20 protein-coding genes are annotated in these 20191 nt (G+C 65.1%); 8 read left to right on the top strand and 12 right to left on the bottom strand.

Annotated features, from left to right (window positions below; all coding sequences use genetic code 11):
• Positions 1-12 precede the first annotated feature (12 nt).
• The gene (locus AAFG16_RS47100) at positions 13-1152 is read left to right on the top strand and encodes an HlyD family secretion protein (RefSeq protein ID WP_342736206.1); all 1140 of its coding nucleotides are present in this window, start codon (positions 13-15) and stop codon (positions 1150-1152) included.
• Complete coding sequence (locus AAFG16_RS47095; RefSeq protein ID WP_342736204.1) at positions 1139-2767, top strand: MFS transporter; 1629 nt, start codon at positions 1139-1141, stop codon at positions 2765-2767. Before AAFG16_RS47100 ends, AAFG16_RS47095 begins: the two co-directional genes overlap by 14 nt.
• A 6-nt stretch (positions 2768-2773) precedes the next feature.
• Here AAFG16_RS47095 and AAFG16_RS47090 read toward each other — a convergent pair whose 3' ends face one another.
• The 3 genes from AAFG16_RS47090 to AAFG16_RS47080 form a co-directional block, all read right to left on the bottom strand.
• Positions 2774-3514, bottom strand: a complete 741-nt coding sequence (locus AAFG16_RS47090) for a sulfate transporter family protein (RefSeq protein WP_342736202.1) — start codon at positions 3512-3514, stop codon at positions 2774-2776.
• Positions 3515-3770: 256 nt separating this feature from the next.
• Entirely contained in the window at positions 3771-4214 is a 444-nt protein-coding gene (gene nikR, locus AAFG16_RS47085) for a nickel-responsive transcriptional regulator NikR (RefSeq protein ID WP_283082937.1), read from the bottom strand.
• Positions 4215-4414: 200 nt separating this feature from the next.
• A complete protein-coding gene (locus AAFG16_RS47080; protein WP_342736200.1) occupies positions 4415-6877 on the bottom strand; it encodes a heavy metal translocating P-type ATPase in 2463 nt (820 codons plus the stop codon).
• A 50-nt stretch (positions 6878-6927) separates the two neighbouring features.
• On the opposite strand from AAFG16_RS47080, the gene AAFG16_RS47075 reads away from it, so the two are divergent.
• On the top strand, positions 6928-7203 hold the full coding sequence (locus tag AAFG16_RS47075) for a metal-sensitive transcriptional regulator (protein WP_007598521.1): 276 nt from the start codon (positions 6928-6930) through the stop codon (positions 7201-7203).
• 45 nt (positions 7204-7248) lie between these two features.
• On the opposite strand, the gene AAFG16_RS47070 is transcribed toward AAFG16_RS47075, so the two are convergent.
• Entirely contained in the window at positions 7249-8232 is a 984-nt protein-coding gene (locus AAFG16_RS47070) for a YiiX/YebB-like N1pC/P60 family cysteine hydrolase (protein WP_342736198.1), read from the bottom strand.
• Between the two features lie 186 nt (positions 8233-8418).
• Between AAFG16_RS47070 and AAFG16_RS47065 the strand changes: the two genes are divergently transcribed.
• Complete coding sequence (locus tag AAFG16_RS47065) at positions 8419-9804, top strand: NAD(P)/FAD-dependent oxidoreductase (RefSeq protein ID WP_342736196.1); 1386 nt, start codon at positions 8419-8421, stop codon at positions 9802-9804.
• A 176-nt stretch (positions 9805-9980) separates the two neighbouring features.
• Here AAFG16_RS47065 and AAFG16_RS47060 read toward each other — a convergent pair whose 3' ends face one another.
• From AAFG16_RS47060 to pheS, 4 genes are all read right to left on the bottom strand, one after another.
• Positions 9981-10751 carry a sulfite exporter TauE/SafE family protein gene (locus AAFG16_RS47060; protein WP_342736194.1) on the bottom strand — a complete coding sequence of 257 codons (771 nt, stop codon included), beginning with the start codon at positions 10749-10751 and terminating at the stop codon, positions 9981-9983.
• Positions 10752-10770: 19 nt separating this feature from the next.
• Complete coding sequence (gene pheT / locus AAFG16_RS47055; RefSeq protein WP_342736192.1) at positions 10771-13179, bottom strand: phenylalanine--tRNA ligase subunit beta; 2409 nt, start codon at positions 13177-13179, stop codon at positions 10771-10773.
• Positions 13176-13640, bottom strand: a complete 465-nt coding sequence (locus tag AAFG16_RS47050; RefSeq protein WP_283082931.1) for an endonuclease domain-containing protein — start codon at positions 13638-13640, stop codon at positions 13176-13178. Before AAFG16_RS47050 ends, pheT begins: the two co-directional genes overlap by 4 nt.
• A gap of 80 nt (positions 13641-13720) precedes the next feature.
• Complete coding sequence (gene pheS, locus AAFG16_RS47045; RefSeq protein ID WP_342736190.1) at positions 13721-14803, bottom strand: phenylalanine--tRNA ligase subunit alpha; 1083 nt, start codon at positions 14801-14803, stop codon at positions 13721-13723.
• 152 nt (positions 14804-14955) lie between these two features.
• Here pheS and AAFG16_RS47040 point away from each other — a divergent pair, with 152 nt between their 5' ends.
• The gene (locus AAFG16_RS47040) at positions 14956-15369 is read left to right on the top strand and encodes a hypothetical protein (RefSeq protein WP_342741092.1); all 414 of its coding nucleotides are present in this window, start codon (positions 14956-14958) and stop codon (positions 15367-15369) included.
• Positions 15370-15377: 8 nt separating this feature from the next.
• Here the strand turns inward: AAFG16_RS47040 and rplT are convergent, their stop codons facing one another.
• The gene (rplT, locus tag AAFG16_RS47035; protein ID WP_027561620.1) at positions 15378-15737 is read right to left on the bottom strand and encodes a 50S ribosomal protein L20; all 360 of its coding nucleotides are present in this window, start codon (positions 15735-15737) and stop codon (positions 15378-15380) included.
• 80 nt (positions 15738-15817) lie between these two features.
• Positions 15818-16018, bottom strand: coding sequence for a 50S ribosomal protein L35 (gene rpmI, locus AAFG16_RS47030; protein ID WP_008539890.1), 201 nt, complete (start codon positions 16016-16018; stop codon positions 15818-15820).
• Positions 16019-16291: 273 nt separating this feature from the next.
• On the opposite strand from rpmI, the gene AAFG16_RS47025 reads away from it, so the two are divergent.
• The gene (locus AAFG16_RS47025) at positions 16292-16696 is read left to right on the top strand and encodes a hypothetical protein (RefSeq protein WP_342736187.1); all 405 of its coding nucleotides are present in this window, start codon (positions 16292-16294) and stop codon (positions 16694-16696) included.
• 250 nt (positions 16697-16946) lie between these two features.
• Here AAFG16_RS47025 and infC read toward each other — a convergent pair whose 3' ends face one another.
• On the bottom strand, positions 16947-17486 hold the full coding sequence (gene infC / locus AAFG16_RS47020; protein WP_080134054.1) for a translation initiation factor IF-3: 540 nt from the start codon (positions 17484-17486) through the stop codon (positions 16947-16949).
• Between the two features lie 251 nt (positions 17487-17737).
• Here infC and AAFG16_RS47015 point away from each other — a divergent pair, with 251 nt between their 5' ends.
• Positions 17738-18526, top strand: coding sequence for an alpha/beta hydrolase (locus AAFG16_RS47015; RefSeq protein ID WP_342736185.1), 789 nt, complete (start codon positions 17738-17740; stop codon positions 18524-18526).
• Positions 18527-18725: 199 nt separating this feature from the next.
• Positions 18726-19193 (top strand): nuclear transport factor 2 family protein, encoded by a 468-nt coding sequence (locus AAFG16_RS47010; protein WP_342736183.1) that lies wholly within the window; start codon positions 18726-18728, stop codon positions 19191-19193.
• Between the two features lie 112 nt (positions 19194-19305).
• On the opposite strand, the gene AAFG16_RS47005 is transcribed toward AAFG16_RS47010, so the two are convergent.
• Complete coding sequence (locus tag AAFG16_RS47005; protein ID WP_342736181.1) at positions 19306-20094, bottom strand: acyl-CoA thioesterase domain-containing protein; 789 nt, start codon at positions 20092-20094, stop codon at positions 19306-19308.
• Positions 20095-20191 lie beyond the last annotated feature (97 nt).

The raw sequence follows: 20191 nt of genomic DNA, 5'->3' as shown, positions 1-20191 counted from the left end.
TAGGGGCATGTCGTGAGCCAACAGGAACAGATCGCACCGCCGCCTGCCGCTGCTCCCGCTCCCGCCGCACCGCCCAAGCCCACGCAGCCACCGGCCAGCTCGCTCTGGAGCCGGCTCGCGATCCCGCTGTTCGCCGTCGTCGTCGCGCTCGGCTTCGTCGCGCTGGCGACGCTGCGCTTTGACGAATGGGTCGGCAATGCCGTGGTCCAGACCACCAACGATGCCTACGTCCGCTCTGACCTGACGCGGCTCGCGAGCCGCGTCTCCGGCGAGGTGCTGACCGTCGCAGTCACGGACTTCCAGCGCGTCAAGGCCGGCGATCTCCTGATCCAGATCGATCCCGCCGATTACCAGGCGCAGGTCGCGCAGTCCGAAGCTGCCGTTGCGGCGGCCCAGGCCGTGCTCGACAATCTGGCCAACCAGATCGAGCTGCAATATGCGACGATCGCGCAGGCCGAGGCCGCGCGGCTGTCGGCAGAGGCGATCGAGGTCGAGGCAAAGCAGGAGCAGGTGCGCCAGCAATCGCTGTCGCAGACCGAAGCCGGAACACGGCAGCGGCTCGAGCAGGCGGTCGCGGGTCTTGCCAAGGCGCAGGCCGATGTGCGCGCGAGCCGCGCCGTGATCGCGGCCCAGCAGCACCAGCTCGAAGTCTTGCAGGGCACCAAGAAGCAGCGCGCGGCCGATCTCGACGCCACCAAGGCAACGCTGGCAAGTGCGAAGCTGAAGCTTGGGTACACGAAGATCACCGCGCCGTTCGACGGTGTCGTCGGCGAGCGCCAGGTGCAGCCCGGCGACTACGTCAACATCGGCACCAACCTCATCAACGTCGTGCCGCTGCCGAAGGTCTACGTGATCGCGAACTACAAGGAGACCCAGCTGACCCACGTGCAGCCGGGCCAGCCGGTCGAGATCACCGTCGACAGCTTTCCGCGCGAAAGGCTGCGCGGCAGGGTCGAACGCATAGCGCCTGCCACTGGCGCGCAGGTGGCGCTGCTGCCGCCGGACAACGCCACCGGCAATTTCACGAAAGTGGTGCAGCGCATTCCCGTGCGTATCCAGTTCGACGACAACCAGCTGCTGCTGACGCGGCTCGTGCCGGGCATGTCGGTCGTCACAAGCATCGACACGAAGAGCGGCTATGGCAGAAAGTGACGATGCCCGCCGCGGACCGGTCTCGCTCGGCGGCATCGCGCCTCAGCCGCTGTTTGCCGTCGCGGCGGTGCTGCTCGGCTCGTTCCTCACCAATGTCGACAGCCGCCTGACCACAGTCGGCTTGCCGGATCTACGCGGCGCGTTCTCGCTCTCATTTGACGAGGGCGCCTGGCTGTCTACCGCCGGCATCGGATCGCAGATCCTGATCGCGCCCGCGGTGCCGTGGCTTGCGACCGTGTTCGGCCTGCGTCGCGTGCTCGGCATCCCGAGTTTGATCTATGCCGTGATCTCGCTGGTCGTTCCCTTCGTGCACGATTTTCAGACGCTGATCGTGCTCAGCGTTGTGCATGGCCTCCTCCTCGGCACCTTCGTGCCGGCGACGCTGATGATCATCTTTCGCAATTTGCCGATGCGCTGGTGGTTGCCGGCGATCGCGCTCTATTCGATCCGCGTCGGCTTTGCGTTTGATACCTCGAGCTCGCTGGTCGGCTTCTATGTCGATCATCTCGGCTGGGAATGGGTCTACTGGCAGAGCGTGATCGTCGCGCCGCTGATGGGCCTGATGGTCTATCTGGGCACGCCGAGCGAGCCGGTGAACCGCGCGCTGCTGCGCGAGGCCGATTGGGGCGGCATGCTTTTGCTCGGCACATCGGTTTCGATGATCTATGCCGGCCTCGACCAGGGCAATCGTCTCGATTGGCTCGGCAACGGGACGGTGATGGCTCTGCTCGTTGGCGGAGCCGTGTTGTTTGCGGGCTTCCTGGTCAACGAATCGCTGGTGCGCCAGCCCTGGGCGCATGTCGATGTGCTGTTCTCGCGCAACATCGGATTGGGCCTGGTCTTGATCCTGCTCTACACGCTGACCAGCCTCTCCAATTCGTCGCTTGTGCCGAACTTCCTCGGCAATGTCGCTCTGCTCAGGCCGGAGCAAAGCGGTCTCTTGTTGCTGACCTATGGCGCGCTGCCGATGTTCGTGCTGGTGCCGATCTCGATCTGGCTGTTGCGGCATTTCGATACGCGTACGGTGGTGGTCGTCGGATTTGCCTGCTTCGCTGCCGCCAATCTCTGGGGGACCCAACTGACCTACGACTGGGCGCGCGAGGATTTCATCGGCATCGTGCTGCTCCAGGCGATCGGGCAGTCGCTGACCTTGCTGCCCTTGATCATCACGCTGCTGTCCAACGCCGATCCGAGCCGCGGCACTTCCTTTGCGGCCTACATCCAGATCATGCGGCTCGGCGGCGCCGAGATCGGCGTGGCGCTGATGGGGACGTGGCTGCGCGTCCGCGAGCAGGTCCATTCCTTCTATATCGGCCAGCACGTCCTCAACGGCGACATCGACGTGACGCAGGCACTGAAGCAGCTGACCGATTATTTTGCGGCCCACGGAACGGGTTCGGCGCAGGCGCGCGCGATCGGAACGCTCGCGGGCTTCGTGCAGCGCGAGGCCAATGTGCTGGCCTATATCGACGGCTTCTGGCTGTGCTTCTGGCTGGCGATCGCCGGGCTCGGCGTCATCGTGCTGGTCACTCGCGCCCGGCCGGGCCCGTTCACCCCCGAACCATTCGGCTTCGCCAAGACGGTGCTGCGCAAATGCGGGGTGAAGGCCGCGTAATCGTCGTCACCGCATCTGCCGCGCCGGCTCGATCAGCTCGGGCCGCGGGCCGGACAGGCGCTTGTGCATGTGGACCATGAAGGCCATGCCGAAGATCGGCGTCGCGAGATTCACGACCGGGATCGAGACGAAGGCGGCGATGAACAGGCCGGCGGTGAAGATGGTCGCGGCGTTGTCGCGCCGCATCGCCTTGGCCTGCTCCGGTGGCCGGAAGCGCATCGCGGCGAGCTCGAAATATTCGCGGCCCAAGAGCCATGCGGCGGCGAGGAAGAAGATCAGGAAACCGGCTCCGGCGAACAGCACCAGCGGCAGGGCGGCGAGATACACCAGGATCGTCAGCAGTGCGGTCTTGATGCCTTCGAAGATCGCCTGGTTGAACGGCAGCGCCACGCCGGGCCGTTCGGCGGGATAATGCTCGCGCTCGACGACGTCGGCGACGTCGTCGACGAACAGGCTCGCCACCAGCGAGGTGATCGCGGGCATCAGGAACACGCCGCCGAACACGACGCCGAGGCCGGCCGCGATCGAGACGATCCAGGCCAGGACTTCCAGCGAGGAATGCCAGCCTGGCCCGAGCAGGCCTTCCAGCCAGACCTCGCCCGAGGTCGCAAACCAGCTGAGCAGCCGCTGCAAGCCGATCGCCAGCACGGTGATCAGCACCAGCGCAAGCCCGATCGATCGCCACAGGATCGAGCGCATCGGGGGCGAGATCATTTGCGACAGCGCCTTTGCGGCGGCATCCAGCATGGGGGACCTTTCACGTAAACACCTCGCGAGAGGTAGACACCGAATGCGGCTTCGGCAAGGGCGGGCGGCTGCGGCCTCTTCCCTTCTCCCCTTGTGGGAGAAGGTGGCGCGAAGCGCCGGATGAGGGGTTGTTTCCACGAGCTCAAATATGAGTTGGTGCTCGCGGAGAGATACCCCTCACCCGTCTCACCGCTCCGCGGTGAGCCACCCTCTCCCACAGGGGGAGAGGGGTCGGCACCGCATGCGCGGCCTATGCCTACTCGTGCCGGTGCCCGTGCTTCCGCGCCTTCGGTTTCCCCTCCCCCGTCGGGATCATCATCACCCGGCCGTAACGCACGCCGCGCTCGGCGATGATGTGGTCGGCGAAATGCCTGACCTCGGCGGCATCGCCACGCAGCGCCGTCATCTCCATGCAATTGTCGTGGTCGAGATGAACGTGCAGGGTCGCGAGCGCGAGGTCGTGGTGGCCATGGAATTCCTGCACCAGGCGTTTCGACAGATCGCGCGCGGCGTGGTCGTAGACATAGACGAGGCCGGCGACGCATTGACCGGTCTGCGCGGTATCCTCGGTGGATTGCTGGAGCCCGGCGCGGGCGAGATCGCGGATGATCTCGGAACGGTTCTGGTAACCGCGCGCTTCGGCCGCGGCGTCGATCTCCGCCAGGAGATCGTCCTCGATCGTGATCGTAATTCGCTGCATCAGGTCCTCTCCGCGCGTCTCGCTCCTCTTACCTCGCCCCGCTTGCGGGGAGAGGTCGGAATTCAAGCGTAGCTTGAATTCCGGGTGAGGGGGACTCTCCGCGAGTCCAATTCTCACTGTGATTGCGGAGACAGCCCCTCACCCCAACCCTCTCCCCGTAAGAATGGGGCGGGAGCGCACCTTCGTGCGGTTACTACGCCTCACAGCCGCGTCGCACGCAGCCGCAAGGCATTCCCGACCACGCTGACCGAGGACAGCGCCATCGCCGCTGCGGCGATGATCGGCGACAGCAGAAGGCCGAACGTGGGATAGAGGATGCCGGCGGCGATCGGGATGCCGGCGGCGTTGTAGATGAAGGCGAAGAACAGGTTTTGCCGGATGTTGCTCATCGTCGCCTGCGATAGTTTTCGCGCGCGGACGATGCCGGTGAGGTCGCCCTTGAGCAGGGTGACGCCTGCACTCTCCATCGCGACATCAGTGCCGGTGCCCATGGCGATGCCGACCTCGGCCGCCGCCAGCGCCGGCGCGTCGTTGACGCCGTCGCCGGCCATCGCGACGCTGCGGCCGGCCTTTTGCAGTTTTGTGACGACCGCGCTCTTCTGATCCGGCAGCACTTCGGCCTCGACCTCGGCGATGCCGAGCCGGCGCGCCACCGCTTCCGCCGTGGTGCGATTGTCGCCGGTCAGCATGATCACCTTGATGCCCTCGGCCGCCAGCGCCTTCAGCGCCTCCGGCGTCGAGGCCTTGACCGGATCGGCGATCGCGAACAGGCCGGCGAGCTTGCCGTCGACAGCCATGTTGATCACGGTCGCGCCGTCGCCGCGCAGGCGCTCGGCCTCAGTGTCGAGCGCCTTGGTGTCGATGCCGATCGATGTCAGGTATCTGGCATTGCCGAGCACGATGGTCTTGCCGTCGACCCTGCCGGTCGCGCCCTTGCCGGTCGGCGAGTCGAACGCTTCGACCTGGCCGAGGCTGAGCTGCCTCTCCTTCGCCGCGCGCATGATCGCATCGGCCAGGGGATGCTCGCTGGCACGCTCGACGCTGGCCGCCATGCGGAGGATGTCGTCCTCCGCAGAACCGCTCGCAGCGACGATCGCGACCACCTTCGGCTTGCCCTCGGTTAGCGTGCCGGTCTTGTCCACCACCAGCGTGTCGATCTTCTCCATCCGCTCCAGCGCCTCGGCGTTCTTGATCAGCACGCCCGCCTGCGCGCCGCGGCCGACGCCGACCATGATCGACATCGGGGTCGCAAGTCCCAGTGCACACGGGCAGGCGATGATCAGCACGCTGACGGCGGCGACGAGGCCGAAGGCGAGCCGTGGCTCCGGCCCGAACCAGGCCCAGGCCGCGAAGGCGGCGATTGCGACGACGATGACGGTCGGCACGAACCAGCCGGCAACCTGGTCGGCCAGCCGCTGGATCGGTGCGCGCGAGCGCTGCGCGTCGGCGACCATCTGCACGATCTGCGACAGCAGTGTCTCGCGGCCGACCTTGTCGGCGCGCATGATGAAGCTGCCGGATTGATTCAGCGTGCCGGCGATCACCTTGGCGCCCGTCTCCTTGGTCACTGGCATGGATTCGCCGGTGACGAGCGATTCGTCGAGGGAGGAACGCCCCTCCAGGATGACACCGTCGACCGGCACCTTCTCGCCGGGACGCACGCGCAAGGAGTCGCCGGCATGGAGCGTGTCGATCTCGACTTCGTGCTCATTGCCGTCGGCATCGACGCGGCGTGCTGTTTTTGGCGCGAGCTGGAGCAGCGCCTTGATCGCGCCAGAGGTCGCATCGCGCGCGCGCAGCTCCAGCACCTGGCCGAGCAAAACCAAGACGGTGATGACGGCCGCCGCCTCGAAATAGACCGCCACCGCGCCTTCATGGCCGCGGAAGGTGGCAGGGAAGATCTGCGGCGTGAGCGTGCCGGCCAGGCTGTAGACATAGGCAACGCCGGTGCCCATCGCGATCAGCGTGAACATGTTGAGGTTGCGCGTCACTAGCGACTGCCAGCCGCGGACGAAGAACGGCCAGCCGGCCCACAGCACCACCGGCGTTGCGAACACGAGTTGGATCCAGTTCGAGAGAGTCTGATCGATCCAGTTGTGAGGCCCTGCGAGATGGCCGCCCATCTCCAGCACCACGGCCGGCAGCGCCAGCGCGCCGCCGATCCAGAACCGCCGCGTCATGTCGGCGAGCTCAGGGTTGGGGCCCGTCTCCAGGCTCGCCACCTCCGGCTCCAGCGCCATGCCGCAGATCGGGCAGCTGCCGGGGCCGACCTGGCGGATCTCCGGATGCATCGGGCAGGTGTAGATCGTGCCCGCGGGCATCTCCGGCTCGGGTGCCTTGTCCTTAGCGAGATATTTTGCGGGATCGGCGGCGAATTTGGTGCGGCAGCCGGCCGAGCAGAAATGAAAGGTCTGACCGTGATGTGCGAGGTGGTGCTTTGAGGTCGCGGGATCGACGTTCATGCCGCAGACGGGATCGAGGACTTTCGTCGCCGCATCGCTAAGGTTATGCGCGTGATGATGGCCATGGCCGGCGTGATCGCCCTTGCCACCGCAGCAGGAGGATGCCGCAGGCTTCGGGACGGGCGCAGCAGCCTTGCTGGAACAGCCGCATCCAGACTGCGTTTCCGCGTCGTGATGATGCTCGTGGTTGGCGTCGTTCATGTCCGCACTCCGGCCTTGTAACCGATACCCGGTAGGGGTATATAGACCCTATGCGCAAGGACATCAAGGCATCCGTCGGAAAACGCCTCGGCCGGATCGAGGGCCAGGTTCGCGGCCTCTCGAAAATGGTCGAAGAGGACCGCTATTGCATCGACATCGTGACTCAGATCTCGGCCGTGCGCGCCGCGCTGCGCCGGGTCGAGGAAGAGGTCTTGAAAGACCACGTCGCCCATTGCGTCGAGCACGCCATTGCCAGCGGCGACAAGGCCGATCAGCGCGAGAAGATCGCGGAACTGATGGCGGTGATCGGACGGGCGGAGCGGTAGGGCTCCCCGTCGTTGCTTCGCTGCGTTCGCAGGGACGACAGCGAGTTACGCAGCGGTCTCGCGCGCGCGTCGGCGCCGCCTCGGGCGATACATCGCGAGCTTCCTCAGCAGCGGAAAATGCTTGCCGACGGTGACACGCCCGTCCATCTCCGCCGGCTGCGCGCTCACTTCCTCAGCCGGAACTTCAGCCGGCGTCTCTTCGTCAATCGCTTCAGGAACGAGCGGCGGCGCACGGAGCGTTTCTGGAAACACACTGAACGTGCCCGCTACCTCCTCGAGCGGCTTCTGCTTGTCGGCCCAATGCAGGGAGGTGTAGTCGAAACCATGCACGATGGTGGGTTTGACGACTTCGAAATAGGGCGAGATGTCGAAGTCGCGGGGCATGTAGAGCGAGGAATCGCGGATGTGCAGGATCTCGCGGCGCGCGGCACGGCTGCCGGCCTTGGTGATCTTGGGCAGGATCGGATAGCGCACCGCGTCGAACGCCTGCGCGATCAGCGCTGAGCAGATGATCTTGGTCGGGTCGCCCGAGCCGAGCGCGATCATGCGCCGCCGCCAGCGCTGCGGCACCGGCAGCGGGAACAGGAAGCGCATCAGATCGACGATGTTCTTGGTGTCGTAGCCGAAGCCGATGCGGTTGATCGCATAGCGGCAGACCGTGGTGCGGTCCTCATGGGACAGCCCGACCGGGCGGCAGACGCGGGTGTGATACGGGAAGTATTTCGACAGTGGCGCCGAGGTGACGCCCTCGCCGATATTCGCCTCGATCAGCACATGCGGCTCACCGTTCGCCTCTTCGGCGCCCTCGATCGGGCCGACATAGAGCGCGGCATGCGACCAGGTCGACTGCGTCAGATATTTGATGATGCCGGAGATACGGTTGTTGCCCTCGACCAGCAGCACGTCGCCGGGCTCGATGACGCCGCGCAGGTGCTCGGGGTCGCTCGGCGTGAACGGCTCATAGCCCGGCACCTCCTTCGAGAGGTACGCAGCAATCAGTTTGCCGACTGAATCTAGGACCGTCCCCATGAACTCCCCCGGGCCTTTCTGGCCGTCTTTTTTCTATCTGTATCATGGTCGAAACCTGTTGCAATTCGGTTCATGGCTCTGTGAGTTCAAGCACGATTGATTCACCATGATGGTTGCTGTGCAACATCAGATGCGGCAAGGTTCGCTTGCTGTTCCCGTTCGCCGCAAGTCTCCGGAAACCATGACATGACAATCACGCGCCGCAGTTTCCTATCGGCGTCGGCGGCTTTTGCCGCAGCGCCGGTCCTGCGCGCGACCGCGGCGCCACTGTCACGCGAGGCTGACATTGTCGTGATCGGTGCGGGAGCGGCGGGAATCGCTGCGGCGCGGCGCATCATGGCGGCCAATCGCAAGGTCGTGGTGGTGGAGGCGGCGTCGCAGATCGGCGGCCGCTGCATCACGGATAGCACGACCTTCGACACGCCGTTCGACCGCGGCGCGCGCTGGATGCACAATCCCGAAACCAATCCGATGATCCGCCTCGCGCGCGCCGCCGGGTTCGAGGTGGTGCAGGCGCCGGCGGGTCAGAAGATGCGCATCGGCCGCCGCAACGCGCGGGCGGGCGAGACCGAGGAATTTCTGGCTGCGCTGGTGCGCGCCAACCGCGCCATCGACGAGGCCGGGCGCGGCAAGCTCGATACCTCCTGCGCGTCCGTGCTGCCGAAGGATCTCGGCGACTGGGCGGGCGCGACCGAGTTCATGCTGGGCGCGAGCTTTGCGGGCAAGGATTTGAAGGAGCTGTCCGCGATCGACAAGGCCCGCGCGCAGGACCGCAACGCGCCGATCGCCTGCCGCCAGGGGCTCGGCACGCTCATCACTAGGCTCGGCGAGCAGGCACCGGTGGCGCTGTCGACGCCGGCGAGCCGGATCGTCTGGAGCAATCGCGACGTCAGCGTCGAGACGCCGAGCGGCAAGATCGCCGCGCGCGCCGCCATCATCACGGTCTCCACCAATGTGTTGACCTCGGGCGCAATCAAGTTCGGTCCTGATATCCCGAAGCGGACCCTCGACGCGGCCTCGAAGCTCAGCCTCGGCAGCTACGATCACATTGTGCTGCAACTGCCCGGCAATCCGCTCGGACTTTCCCGCGACGACATCCTGATCGAGCAGAGCAGCTCGACGCGTACCGCACTGATGTACGCCAATATCGGCGGATCCTCGCTGTGCTCGATCGACGTCGGCGGCTCGTTCGGCCGCGATCTTTCCGAGCAGGGCGAGAAGGCGATGGCCGCCTTCGCGAAGGAGTGGATCACGAAACTGTTCGGCAGCGAGGCCGCGTCCGCCGTGCAGAAGACCAGCGCGACGCGCTGGAATGCCTCGCCCTACGTCATGGGCGCGATGTCGGCGGCTTCACCCGGCGGCCAGCTCTCGCGCAAGGTCCTGGCCGAGCCGGTCGGCTGCATGTTTCTCGCCGGCGAAGCCACCCACGAGACGCTGTGGGGCACCGTCGATGGCGCCTGGGAAAGCGGCGAGCGCGCCGCCGATGCGGCCCTGCGCAAGATCGGCGCGATCAGGGACGAGCAGGAGGTGCCGACGCAGTCGACGAAGAAGCGGCGGGCACCGCGGGGATAGGGCAATAAGCCGCAACAATCTCCGCTGTCGTCCCGGACAAGCGCAGCGAAGCGGAGCGCCGATCCGGGACCCATAACCACAGGGAGAGGTTTGACGAAGATTCGGAGTTATCAGTTCGCCCCATAACCGCTTCCTGTGGTTATGGGTCCCTGCGTTCGCAGGGACGACAGCGCTGGCTAGCGCAAAACCCCGTCCAGCACTGGAAGTCCAAAAATCACCGCCATCGCGATCAGCCCGTAGCAGATCCCGCGAAACACCTTTTCGCTGGCACGGCCGAACAGCGAAGCGCCGAAGGCGACGCCGAGCGCGTAGACCGGGCCGACGATTAGCGAAAGCACAAGCGACTCGCGGGATATCAGCCCGGTCGTCGCGTAGCTGACCATCGAGAAGAAATCCGACGCGCCGAAGAACAGCAAGATGTTGGCGCGCGCGACGATCGGCGCGATCGAGCGGCCGAGCCAGTAGCCGACGATCGGCGGCCCGCCGGTCTGCGCGAGGCCGCTACAGAAGCCGGAGAGGCCGCCGATGCCGACCGAGAGCCAGGCGTGGTCCTTGCCGCGATAGCGCCAGCCCGACAGCAGCAGAAGCAGCAGCGCTGCGACGAAGCAGGAGATGATCCAGCGCGTGGTGATCGGCTCGAGCACGCTGAGGAAATAGGTGCCGACGGGAACGCCGATCAGCGCGCCCAGCACGATCACGGCGGTCGCTCTTCGGTCCGCCTTCCGCCACGCATCCGGCAGCAGCGGCGCGGCGGCGACGAAATCGATCACGAGCAGCAAAGCCGCAACGAGCCGCGGGGCGGCGATGCTACTCGCCAGCGGCATGAAGATCAGCGCCGAGCCGAAGCCTGAGAAGCCGCGCGCGGTGCCGGAAACAAAAGCGACAGCGCAGAGCGCCATCGCAATGGTGAGGCTGACGTCCTTCGGGAGGAAGTCGGCGATACTCATGCTCCGCTATTCCAGAGCATCATGCTCGCAGCGTGCCACCAGTCTTCTTCGTGACCTCCGCTACGATCTTCGCGGCGACGGCCTCGATATCCTGGTCGGTCAGGGTCTTCTCGCGCGGCTGGAGCGTCACCGCGATCGCGATCGACTTCTTGCCGTCCTCGATGCCCTTGCCCTCGTACACGTCGAAAACGTTGACGCCGGTGATCAGCTTCTTGTCGACGCCCTGCGCGGCGCGCACGATGTCGCCGGCTTTCACGGCACGGTCGACGATGAAGGCAAAGTCGCGCGACACCGGCTGGAACGCCGACAGCTCGATCAGAGGCTTGGCGCGGGTCGGCTTCTTCTTCGCCTCGGGAATGCGGTCGAGGATCACCTCGAACACGACAAGCGGACCGTCGGCACCGAGCGCCTCGAGCGCGCGCGGGTGCACCTCGCCGAAATAGCCGAGCACGTTTTGCGGGCCGATCTGGATCGTGCCGGAACGTCCCGGATGCAGCCATGCCGGGCCACCCGCGACGATTTGGAGCGCCTGCATCGGCGCGCCGGCCGCGGCCAGCACGGCTAGCGCATCGGCCTTGGCGTCGAACACATCGGCCTGCGCCGAGCCCGTCCAGTGCCGTCCGAGGCCTTCCGAGGACGCAAGGCCCCGGCGCACGCCGCTCGCCGCCATGAACTGATCCTGCGGGCGATCGCCCTTGAAGATCTGACCGACCTCGAACAGCGCGACGTCGCCATAACCGCGATCGGCGTTGGCTTGTGCTGCCGCGATCAGCCCCGCCAGCAAGGTCGGGCGCATGTCGGAGAGATCAGACGCGATCGGGTTCGCGACCTCGAGCTCGCGCTGGCCGCCACCGAACAATTTTGCCGCGGTCTTGGTGATGAACGACCACGTCACCGCCTCGACGATGCCGCGGCTCGCCAGCGCGCGCCGGGCGCGGCGAGTGCGGAGTTGCAGCGGGGTGAGCACGGGCTTGCGCGCGTCGTCGCCGCGCTCGAACGGCGTCATCGGCACCTTGTCGACGCCGAAGATGCGGACGATTTCCTCGACGATGTCGGCCTTGCCGTGCACGTCGGAGCGCCAGGACGGCACCGCGACCTTCACGACCGGGCCGGGACCCGCCATCATGAAGCCGAGATGGGTCAGGATGCGCTTCATCTCCACCTGCGGCACCTCGATGCCGGAGAGCCGCTTCACTTCGGTGACCGGGAAATCGATCACGCGGTCATCGCCAAAGGCCTTGCCGACCACGACGTTCTCGGACGGCGTACCGCCGCACATCTCCATCACGAGCTTGGTCGCAAGCTCGAGCCCCGGCACCATGAAGGCCGGATCGACGCCGCGCTCGAAGCGATAGCGCGCGTCGGAATTGATGCCGAGCTTGCGGCCGGTCTGGGCGATGTTGATCTCGTTCCACAGCGCCGATTCGATCAGCACGTCGGTGGTGTTCTCGTCGCAGCCCGACGCTTCGCCGCCCATGATGCCGGCGAGCGATTCGACGCCGTGCTCGTCCGCGATCACGCAAATCGTGGGATCGAGATTGTAGGTGCGTCCGTCGAGCGCCAGCAGGGTCTCGCCGTCGCGCGCGCGGCGCACCACGAGATTGCCTTTCACCTTCTTGGCGTCGAACACGTGCAGCGGGCGCGCGCGGTCGTAGGTCATGAAGTTGGTGATGTCGACCAGCGCGTTGATCGGGCGCAGACCGATCGCGGTCAGCCGCTTCTGCAGCCAGTCCGGCGACGGCCCGTTCTTCACCCCGCGTACGAGGCGGAGCGCGAAGCCCGGGCAGAGCGTCGCGTCCTCCACCGTGACCTTCACCGGGCACGGGAAGTCGCCCTTGATCGGCTTGATCGAGGGGTCCTTGAACTTGCCCATGTCGGCGGCGGCAAGATCGCGCGCGATGCCGTGCACGCCGGTGCAGTCCTGCCGGTTCGGCGTCAGATTGATCTCGACCACGGGATCGCCGAGCGCCGCCCATTCGGCGTAACCGGCGCCGATCGGCGCGTCCGCCGGCAATTCCATGATGCCGTCATGGTCGTTGGAGATCTGCAATTCCGCCGCCGAGCACAGCATGCCGCGGCTCTCGACGCCGCGGATCGTGCCGACGCCCAGCGTGATGTCCTTGCCGGGAATGGAGGTCCCGGGCGGCGAGAACACGCTGACGAGCCCGGCGCGCGCATTCGGCGCACCGCACACGACCTGCACCGGCGCGCCACCGTCCCCGGTGTCGACCATGCAGACGCGCAGCCGGTCGGCGTTCGGATGCTGCTCGGCCGAGATCACCTTCGCGATCGTGAACGGCTTCAGCGCCTTCGCCTTGTCCTCGATGTTCTCGACCTCGAGCCCGATCATGGTCAGCTTGTCGGCGAGCTTTTCCAAGGGCTCGTCGGTGTCGAGATGATCCTTCAGCCAGGAGAGGGTGAATTTCATGGCTGTGTGCCTCGGCTCTTGTCGGTGGAGTTACTTTGGGCGGTGTCAGTGTTCCCTCCCCCCTTGTGGGGGAGGGTCAGGGAGGGGGGTGAGCCGCGGGCTCCGGCGGAAGCTGCCTGGCGAATTGCCTCAACAACACCCTCGAGGTTCGTCATCACCTGATCGTTGGTGAAGCGCAGAACCTGAAAGCCCTCGGCTGCGAAGAAGGCGTCGCGACGCTCATCCTTCTTCTGACGTTCCTCGAAATCGTGGGATTCTCCATCAAGCTCGATGATGAGCTTCGAGGAGAAGCACACGAAGTCGGCGATGTAGTTTCCGATTGGCGTTTGGCGACGGATGCCAACCCCATCCATTCGATTGGCCTTCAGATAGCGCCACAGCAGTGTTTCGGCGCGCGTCATTGCTCGGCGAAGCTGTTTCGCCCGGCTGCGCTGACGCTCGCTCACAACTGCGTGCGGCATCCGCGGCTACCCCCCTCCCTGACCCTCCCCCACAAGGGGGGAGGGAACGGAGAGAGTCATCGTATGGCCGAGCAGCGCTCTCACGTGCTCAGCCCTCCGGCAAGCGTTGGTACTTCGAGCGGCTTGAAGCCGTAATGGGACAGCCAGCGGACGTCGCTATCGAACAGTTGGCGCAAATCGGCGATGCCGTATTTCAGCATGGCGATGCGGTCGATGCCCATGCCCCAGGCAAAGCCCTGATACTCGTCCGGATCGATGCCGCAGGCGCGCAGCACGTTCGGATGCACCATGCCGCAGCCGAGAATCTCGAGCCAGTCCTCGCCTTCGCCGAAGCGGATCTCGCCCTTGTCGCGGCGGCACTGGATGTCGACTTCCAGCGACGGCTCCGTGAACGGGAAGAACGACGGGCGGAAGCGCATGTTGATGTGGTCGACCTCGAAGAACGCCTTGCAGAACTCGTGCAGGATCCATTTGAGGTGGCCGAGATGCGAATGCTTGTCGATCACGAGGCCTTCGACCTGGTGGAATTGAGGTGTGTGGGTCGCATCCGAATCGATGCGGTAGGTGCGGCCCGGGCAGATCACGCGGATCGGCGGCTTCTGGCTCAGCATGGTGCGCACCTGCACCGGCGAGGTGTGGGTTCTAAGCAGCATGCGCGAGCCGTCCTCCTTCGGATGGAAGAAGAAGGTGTCGTGCATCTCGCGGGCGGGGTGGCCGACCGGGAAATTCAGTTTTGTGAAGTTGTAGTCGTCGGTCTCGATATCGGGGCCTTCCGCGACCGAGAAGCCCATGTCGGCGAAGATCGTGGTGAGCTCGTCCCAGACCTGGCTCAGCGGATGGATGCGGCCGGCCTCGGCCGGCGCATCACGCAGCGGCAGGGTGACGTCGACGGTCTCCGAAGCAAGCCGCGCATCGAGCGCGGCCGACTTCAGCACGTCGCGCCGTGCGGCGAGCGCCTCGGTGACCTTGTCCTTGGCTTGGTTGATCGCGGCGCCTTGCCTCTTGCGCTCGTCCGGCGACATCTTGCCGAGCGTGGCAAGAAGTGCGGAGATCGAGCCCTTCTTGCCGAGCGCTGCGACGCGCACCGTTTCGAGCGCGGCTTCATCGCCGGCGGCGGCGATCTGGTCGAGAATGGATGTTTCGAGCGTTGCGAGGTCGGACACAGTCAAATCCTTGCTGCCAAAATTCGGCTGGGTTGTCGCCGCCCGAAGGCCGTAACGTCAAGCAAAAAGCCGGTCTTTTCGGGCTGATGGACGGCAGGGTTGAACCTCACGCGGGGGCCCGGCACCAACGGGGATACGAGGAGACCTTTGCGATGCTTTCGAAATCCTGCCTGGCTGTTCTGGCCGTCGTTCTGTCGTTCGCAGGCACCCCTGCGCGCGCCATGGTCTGCATGGATAAATCCATGACGCTGGACGAGGTGGTCGAGGCCATCGGCGCCCAGAAGAGCTGCGCCAGCGCGATGAAGCTGTTTCAGGATTGCCAATTGACCGCGAGCGGCGATGCTCAGCTCGGCGCCGCCGTCGAGAAGAAATGCGAGGCGGACTTCATGCCTGGCCTCAGCACGGCGCAGCAGCAGGCTTACAAACGCGAGATGCGCGCATGCGACCTCAAGTACCGGAACAAGTCCGGCACCATGTATCTCTCGTTCGCAGCTTTTTGCCGGGCGGAGGTCGCCCAGCGCTACTCGCAACGCGCGCTGAAGGCTGCGGGCCAGAAGGCCCGCTAGCGCAAGCCTTAAGCAGCCAGAGCAGCCTTGGCCTTCTCGGCGATCGCCTGGAACGCGGCGGGCTCGCTGATCGCGAGATCCGACAGCACCTTGCGGTCCACGGTGATCCCGGACTTGGCCATGCCGTCGATAAATCGGCTGTAGGTCAGGCCGAACGGACGGACGGCAGCGTTGATGCGCTGGATCCAGAGCGCGCGGAAGGTACGCTTCTTACGCTTGCGGTCGCGGAAGGCGTATTGCTGGGCCTTCTCCACGGCCGGCTTGGCGGCGCGGATGGTGTTCTTGCGGCGGCCGTAGAAGCCCTTGGCGGCCTTGTAGACTTTCTTGTGCTTGGCGTGGGCGGTCACACCGCGTTTGACGCGAGACATGACAAAATCCTTCAGAGATGACTTCGGTTATCGGATTGCCGCGGGATGCGCGGCACGGATGGCAGTGATCGTGGACGCGATCAGGCGTTCGGCAAGAAGTACTTCTTGACGTTGTCGCCGTCGGTCTTGAACAGCACGCGGGTGCCGCGGAGCTGACGGATCTGCTTCTTCGTCCGCTTGATCATGCCGTGACGCTTGCCGCGCTGGGCGTGCATCACTTTGCCGGTGGCAGTCACCTTGAAGCGCTTTTTAGCGCCCGATTTGGTCTTCAGCTTGGGCATTTGGCTCTCCTAATGGCCACAGAAATCCGCCCGCGAAGGCGGCTGGCCGTCAAAATTGCTCGTTAGAGCGTTGATTGTGCTCAGGTTTTCGCGAACAAGCGCGACACCCGCACGAACACCGCCACGGCAGCCCTTAAATCAGCCGGGCGATGAAGGCTGGGCTTATGACAGAGGACAGGCCAATTGGCAACGATGAACCGCGGGAACCGGCTCGCCGACTATTGCAAGTTGTCACCCTCATGTCCCAGCTGTGTCGCCCGGAGCAGGACCAAAATGGCCCATTTCCCGCAATTTCTTTCGTCGTTGAACAATTTCGCCCGCCCGCGCCGTCTGGCGCTGTTCGCCGTGCTCGCCACCGCGGCGCTGCCGTCAACTGCCGACGCCCGTGTCGGTGGCTATGATGGCATCTGGAACGTCACCTTCGCCACCACCCGGGGCAATTGCAGCTCCGGCTACAGTGTCCCCTTCACCGTGACAGGCAGTCGGGTGTCGTCCGCCGGCGGCGGCCGGGTCTCGGGCCGGGTCAACCGCACCGGCGCGGTCGCGGTCGAGGTCTCGGTCGGCGCGTCCCATGCGAGCGGCGGCGGCCGCCTCGCCGGCGTGAACGGCGCCGGCTCCTGGAAAGGCATCATCTCCGGCGACCAGTGCAGCGGCACCTGGCAGGCGACGCGGACGTAGTGGAACGAGCCGTTGCCACGAAGGCGGTGCGCTCCCTCCCCCGCTTGCGGGGGAGGGTCGGGGAGAGGGTGTCTCCTCTAGCGAGAACCCCCCAGAGGAAAAAGCCCTCACCCGCCGCGCTTCGCGCGTCGACCTCTCCCGCAAGCGGGAGAGGTGCACGAACCCGCGGCTCGCTTGATCCCTTCAGCAAAACGGCCCGCCGGAGATCCGGACGGGCCGTTGAATTCTCAAGTCCCCTGAAAAGCTCGCCTCAGCGCGGCGCCAGCACCATGACGACCTGGCGGCCTTCGAACCGCGCGTCCTGCTCGACCTTGGCGAGCTCGGCGACGTCGGTCTTGATCTTGTCCAAAAGCTTGGTGCCGATCTCCTGATGCGCCATTTCGCGGCCGCGATAGCGCAGCGTGATCTTGACCTTGTCGCCCTCTTCGAAGAACCGCTGCATCGCGCGCATCTTCACGTCGTAATCGTGATCGTCGATCATCGGGCGGAGCTTGATCTCCTTGATCTCGACGGTCTTCTGCCGCTTGCGGGCTTCCGCAGCTTTCTTCTGAGCGGAATACTTGTACTTCCCGTAGTCCATGATCTTGCAGACGGGAGGGCTGGTATTCGGCGAAATCTCGACCAGATCCATGCCAGCTTCCTGGGCCATCCGGATGGCGACGACGGTCTCGACCGTGCCTTTGTTATCACCGGTTTGGTCGATCAGCTGGATCTGCGCATTGCGGATATCATCATTGATGCGCGGCCCGTCTTTGCTGGCAGCGGGCGGAGCTTTATTAGGACGGCGAATGGGTGGTTCTCCAAAGTTGTGAAAGAAGCGGCTATTTTGAAGGAAGAAGCGTTTGCGGGCAAGCAAGTCGCGTGTGCCAGAGGCGAAAAACCCTCAAATGCGAGGCATTTGGGCCACGCCTGTCGGTACGCTGATCGACATAGACACGTTGCTTCTGTTCCGCAAGCGTCCCAAAGGGACAATGCCGGCAGCGGTTACTCAATCGCACGCGGCCCGACCTGCTGAAACCGCACAGCCAGAGTAAACGTTCCATGACCGACGCAATTCCCGATGCCGTGCTCGACTTCATCGATGTGGGCGAGGGTCCATCTGCGCGCAAAATCGCGGTGCGCAGCCGGCGCGGACAAGGACCTGGGCTCGTCTGGCTCGGCGGCTTCAAATCGGACATGCAGGGCGGCAAGGCTCAGGCGTTGGATGCGTGGGCTGGGGAGCACGGCCGTGCCGCGGTCCGGTTCGACTATTCCGGTCATGGTGAATCCAGTGGCAATTTTGCCGATGGAACCATCGGCAGCTGGCTCGAGGACAGCGTCGCGGTGTTCGAGCGGTTCTGCGAGGGTCCGCAGATCCTGATCGGCTCCTCCATGGGCGGCTGGATGGCGCTGCTGCTCGCGCGGGAGATCAGGAAGCGTTCCGGTCAAGCGTCGCTGGCGGGCCTCGTGCTGATCGCACCGGCGCCCGATTTCACCGAAGAGCTGATGTGGAAGAACTTTTCGCCTGCGGTGAAGAAGGAGATCGAGACCAAGGGCTTCTGGCTGCGGCCGTCGGAATACGGCGACGGCTCGCCCTACCCGATCACGCGGAACCTGATCGAGGAGGGCCGCAATCATCTCGTGCTCGGCAGCGCGATCGATCTCGGCTGCCCCGTGCGCATCCTGCAAGGCGCGCAGGATCCCGATGTGCCCTGGCAGCACGCCTTCGCGCTGACGCATCGCCTGCCGGCCGACGACGTCGTGCTGACCATGATCCAGGACGGCGATCATCGCCTCTCCCGCCCGCAGGACATCGCGCGCATTCTTGCCGCGGTGGCCGAGATCGGGTGAGATGTTTCTCTTCCCTTCTCCCCTTGTGGGAGAAGGTGGCTTCGCGAAGCGAAGCCGGATGAGGGGTTCTCTCCACGAGCCCGACTGAGAATTGGACTCGCCGAAGCAACCCCTCACCCAGTGAATGCGCGTCGACGAGCGGAGCTGCCCTCTCCCACAAGGGGAGAGGGCACAACAAGAAGCACCGGGAGGCAATTCAATGACCACCGCCGCCATGCTGCGCGCCTTCTGCGATGCGGTCGAGCAGCGCAATGGCCGCGCCTTTGCCGAGCTGTTCACCGAGGACGGCGTCTATCACGACGTCTTCTACGGCGCCTTCGCCGGCCGCGAGAAGATCGCGGCGATGATCGACGACTGGTTCTATCGCACGGCGACCGATTTCCGTTGGGACATGCATGATCCCGTATCGGACGGCAGCACGCTCTATGCGCGCTACACCTTCAGCTACAAATCAACCCTGCCGGAAGCGAACGGCGCGCGGGCAATGTTCGAGGGCGTCGCGATCATGACGCTGCGCGACGGCAAGATCGCTGGATATCACGAGGTCGCCAACACCGCGCCGGCATTCGTCGATCTGAAGTTCGCGCCGGAAAGAATCGCGAAGATCGTGGGCAGGCAGGGCGCGGAGCTGAAGGCGCGGCCGGAGATGAAGCGGCATCTGGGCTAGCTGCATCCTCCTCGTCATTCCGGGGCGCGCCACTTGGCGCGAGCCCGGAATCCATAACCACGATCGGCAGTATGGATTCCGGGCTCATGCTTCGCACGCCCCGGAATGACGGTCACGGCGGCGGTATCTTCGCCATCGGCTTGCGCTGCGCCAATGCGGCGACCGTCGCGGTGCCGATCGGGCCCTCTTCGTCATAGAGCCAGCATTCGCCGATCGCCACGCCCTCGGTGGCCTGATGGTTCACCACGTCGAAGCCGATCCAGTTCGTCACCGGCAGGCGGTGCAGATAGATCGTGACGTCGCTGTTGATGTAGCCGAGCCCCTTGTCTCCAGCATTGGCAAATGGGCTGGCGAAGTCGGCGCCAACGGCGACATGGACGAACGGCGTCATCGGCACGCCCGCGACGAGCTCGCGTACCTCGCTCATCCATAGCCGGCGCGGACCGAGCGAGCCCATGTGGCCGACAATGGGGCGCGTCGTCCATTTGCCGTTCATGCCGAGCCTGGGATCGGTCGGCTTTGCAATGTCTGCCGGCTTCGGCACGTCCCAGTTCGGCGGCGACCACACATTGCCGTCGGGATTTTGTGTCTTGCGCAGCAGCTGGCACGAGGCGCGCGCCATGCTCACGCCGCCGGAGAAGAACTCGGCTTCCACCACGCGGATGCGCAGGCCATCGCGCATCAGCCGCGTCGTCACCTGGATCGGCTTGTCGATGGTCGGCAGCCGGAACATGTCGACGGTGAGCCGCGCCGGCACGAATTCAGGCCCCGAATGACGCTCCTCGATGGCGAAGCCAAGCAGCCCGATGATGACGCGCCCGTGCAGCGATTTCGGATCCCAGGGCCCGTTCGCCACTTCCGTCGGATGGAATGTATCGCCGTTGCGCGTGAAGAAAGGCATGTTTGTTGTCATGGTGCGCGACTTTTGAGGGAATGGGTGGGGAAATCAAGGGTGGTGAGGGCGGGCGCGCGAGCCAGCCACAACACAGGTGTCATCG

Origin of the sequence: Bradyrhizobium sp. B117 (assembly GCF_038969555.1) — a bacterium.
GTDB lineage: Bacteria > Pseudomonadota > Alphaproteobacteria > Rhizobiales > Xanthobacteraceae > Bradyrhizobium.
The sequence above is the reverse complement of the archived record's forward strand: the minus strand, read 5'-3'. Positions and strand labels throughout refer to the sequence as shown.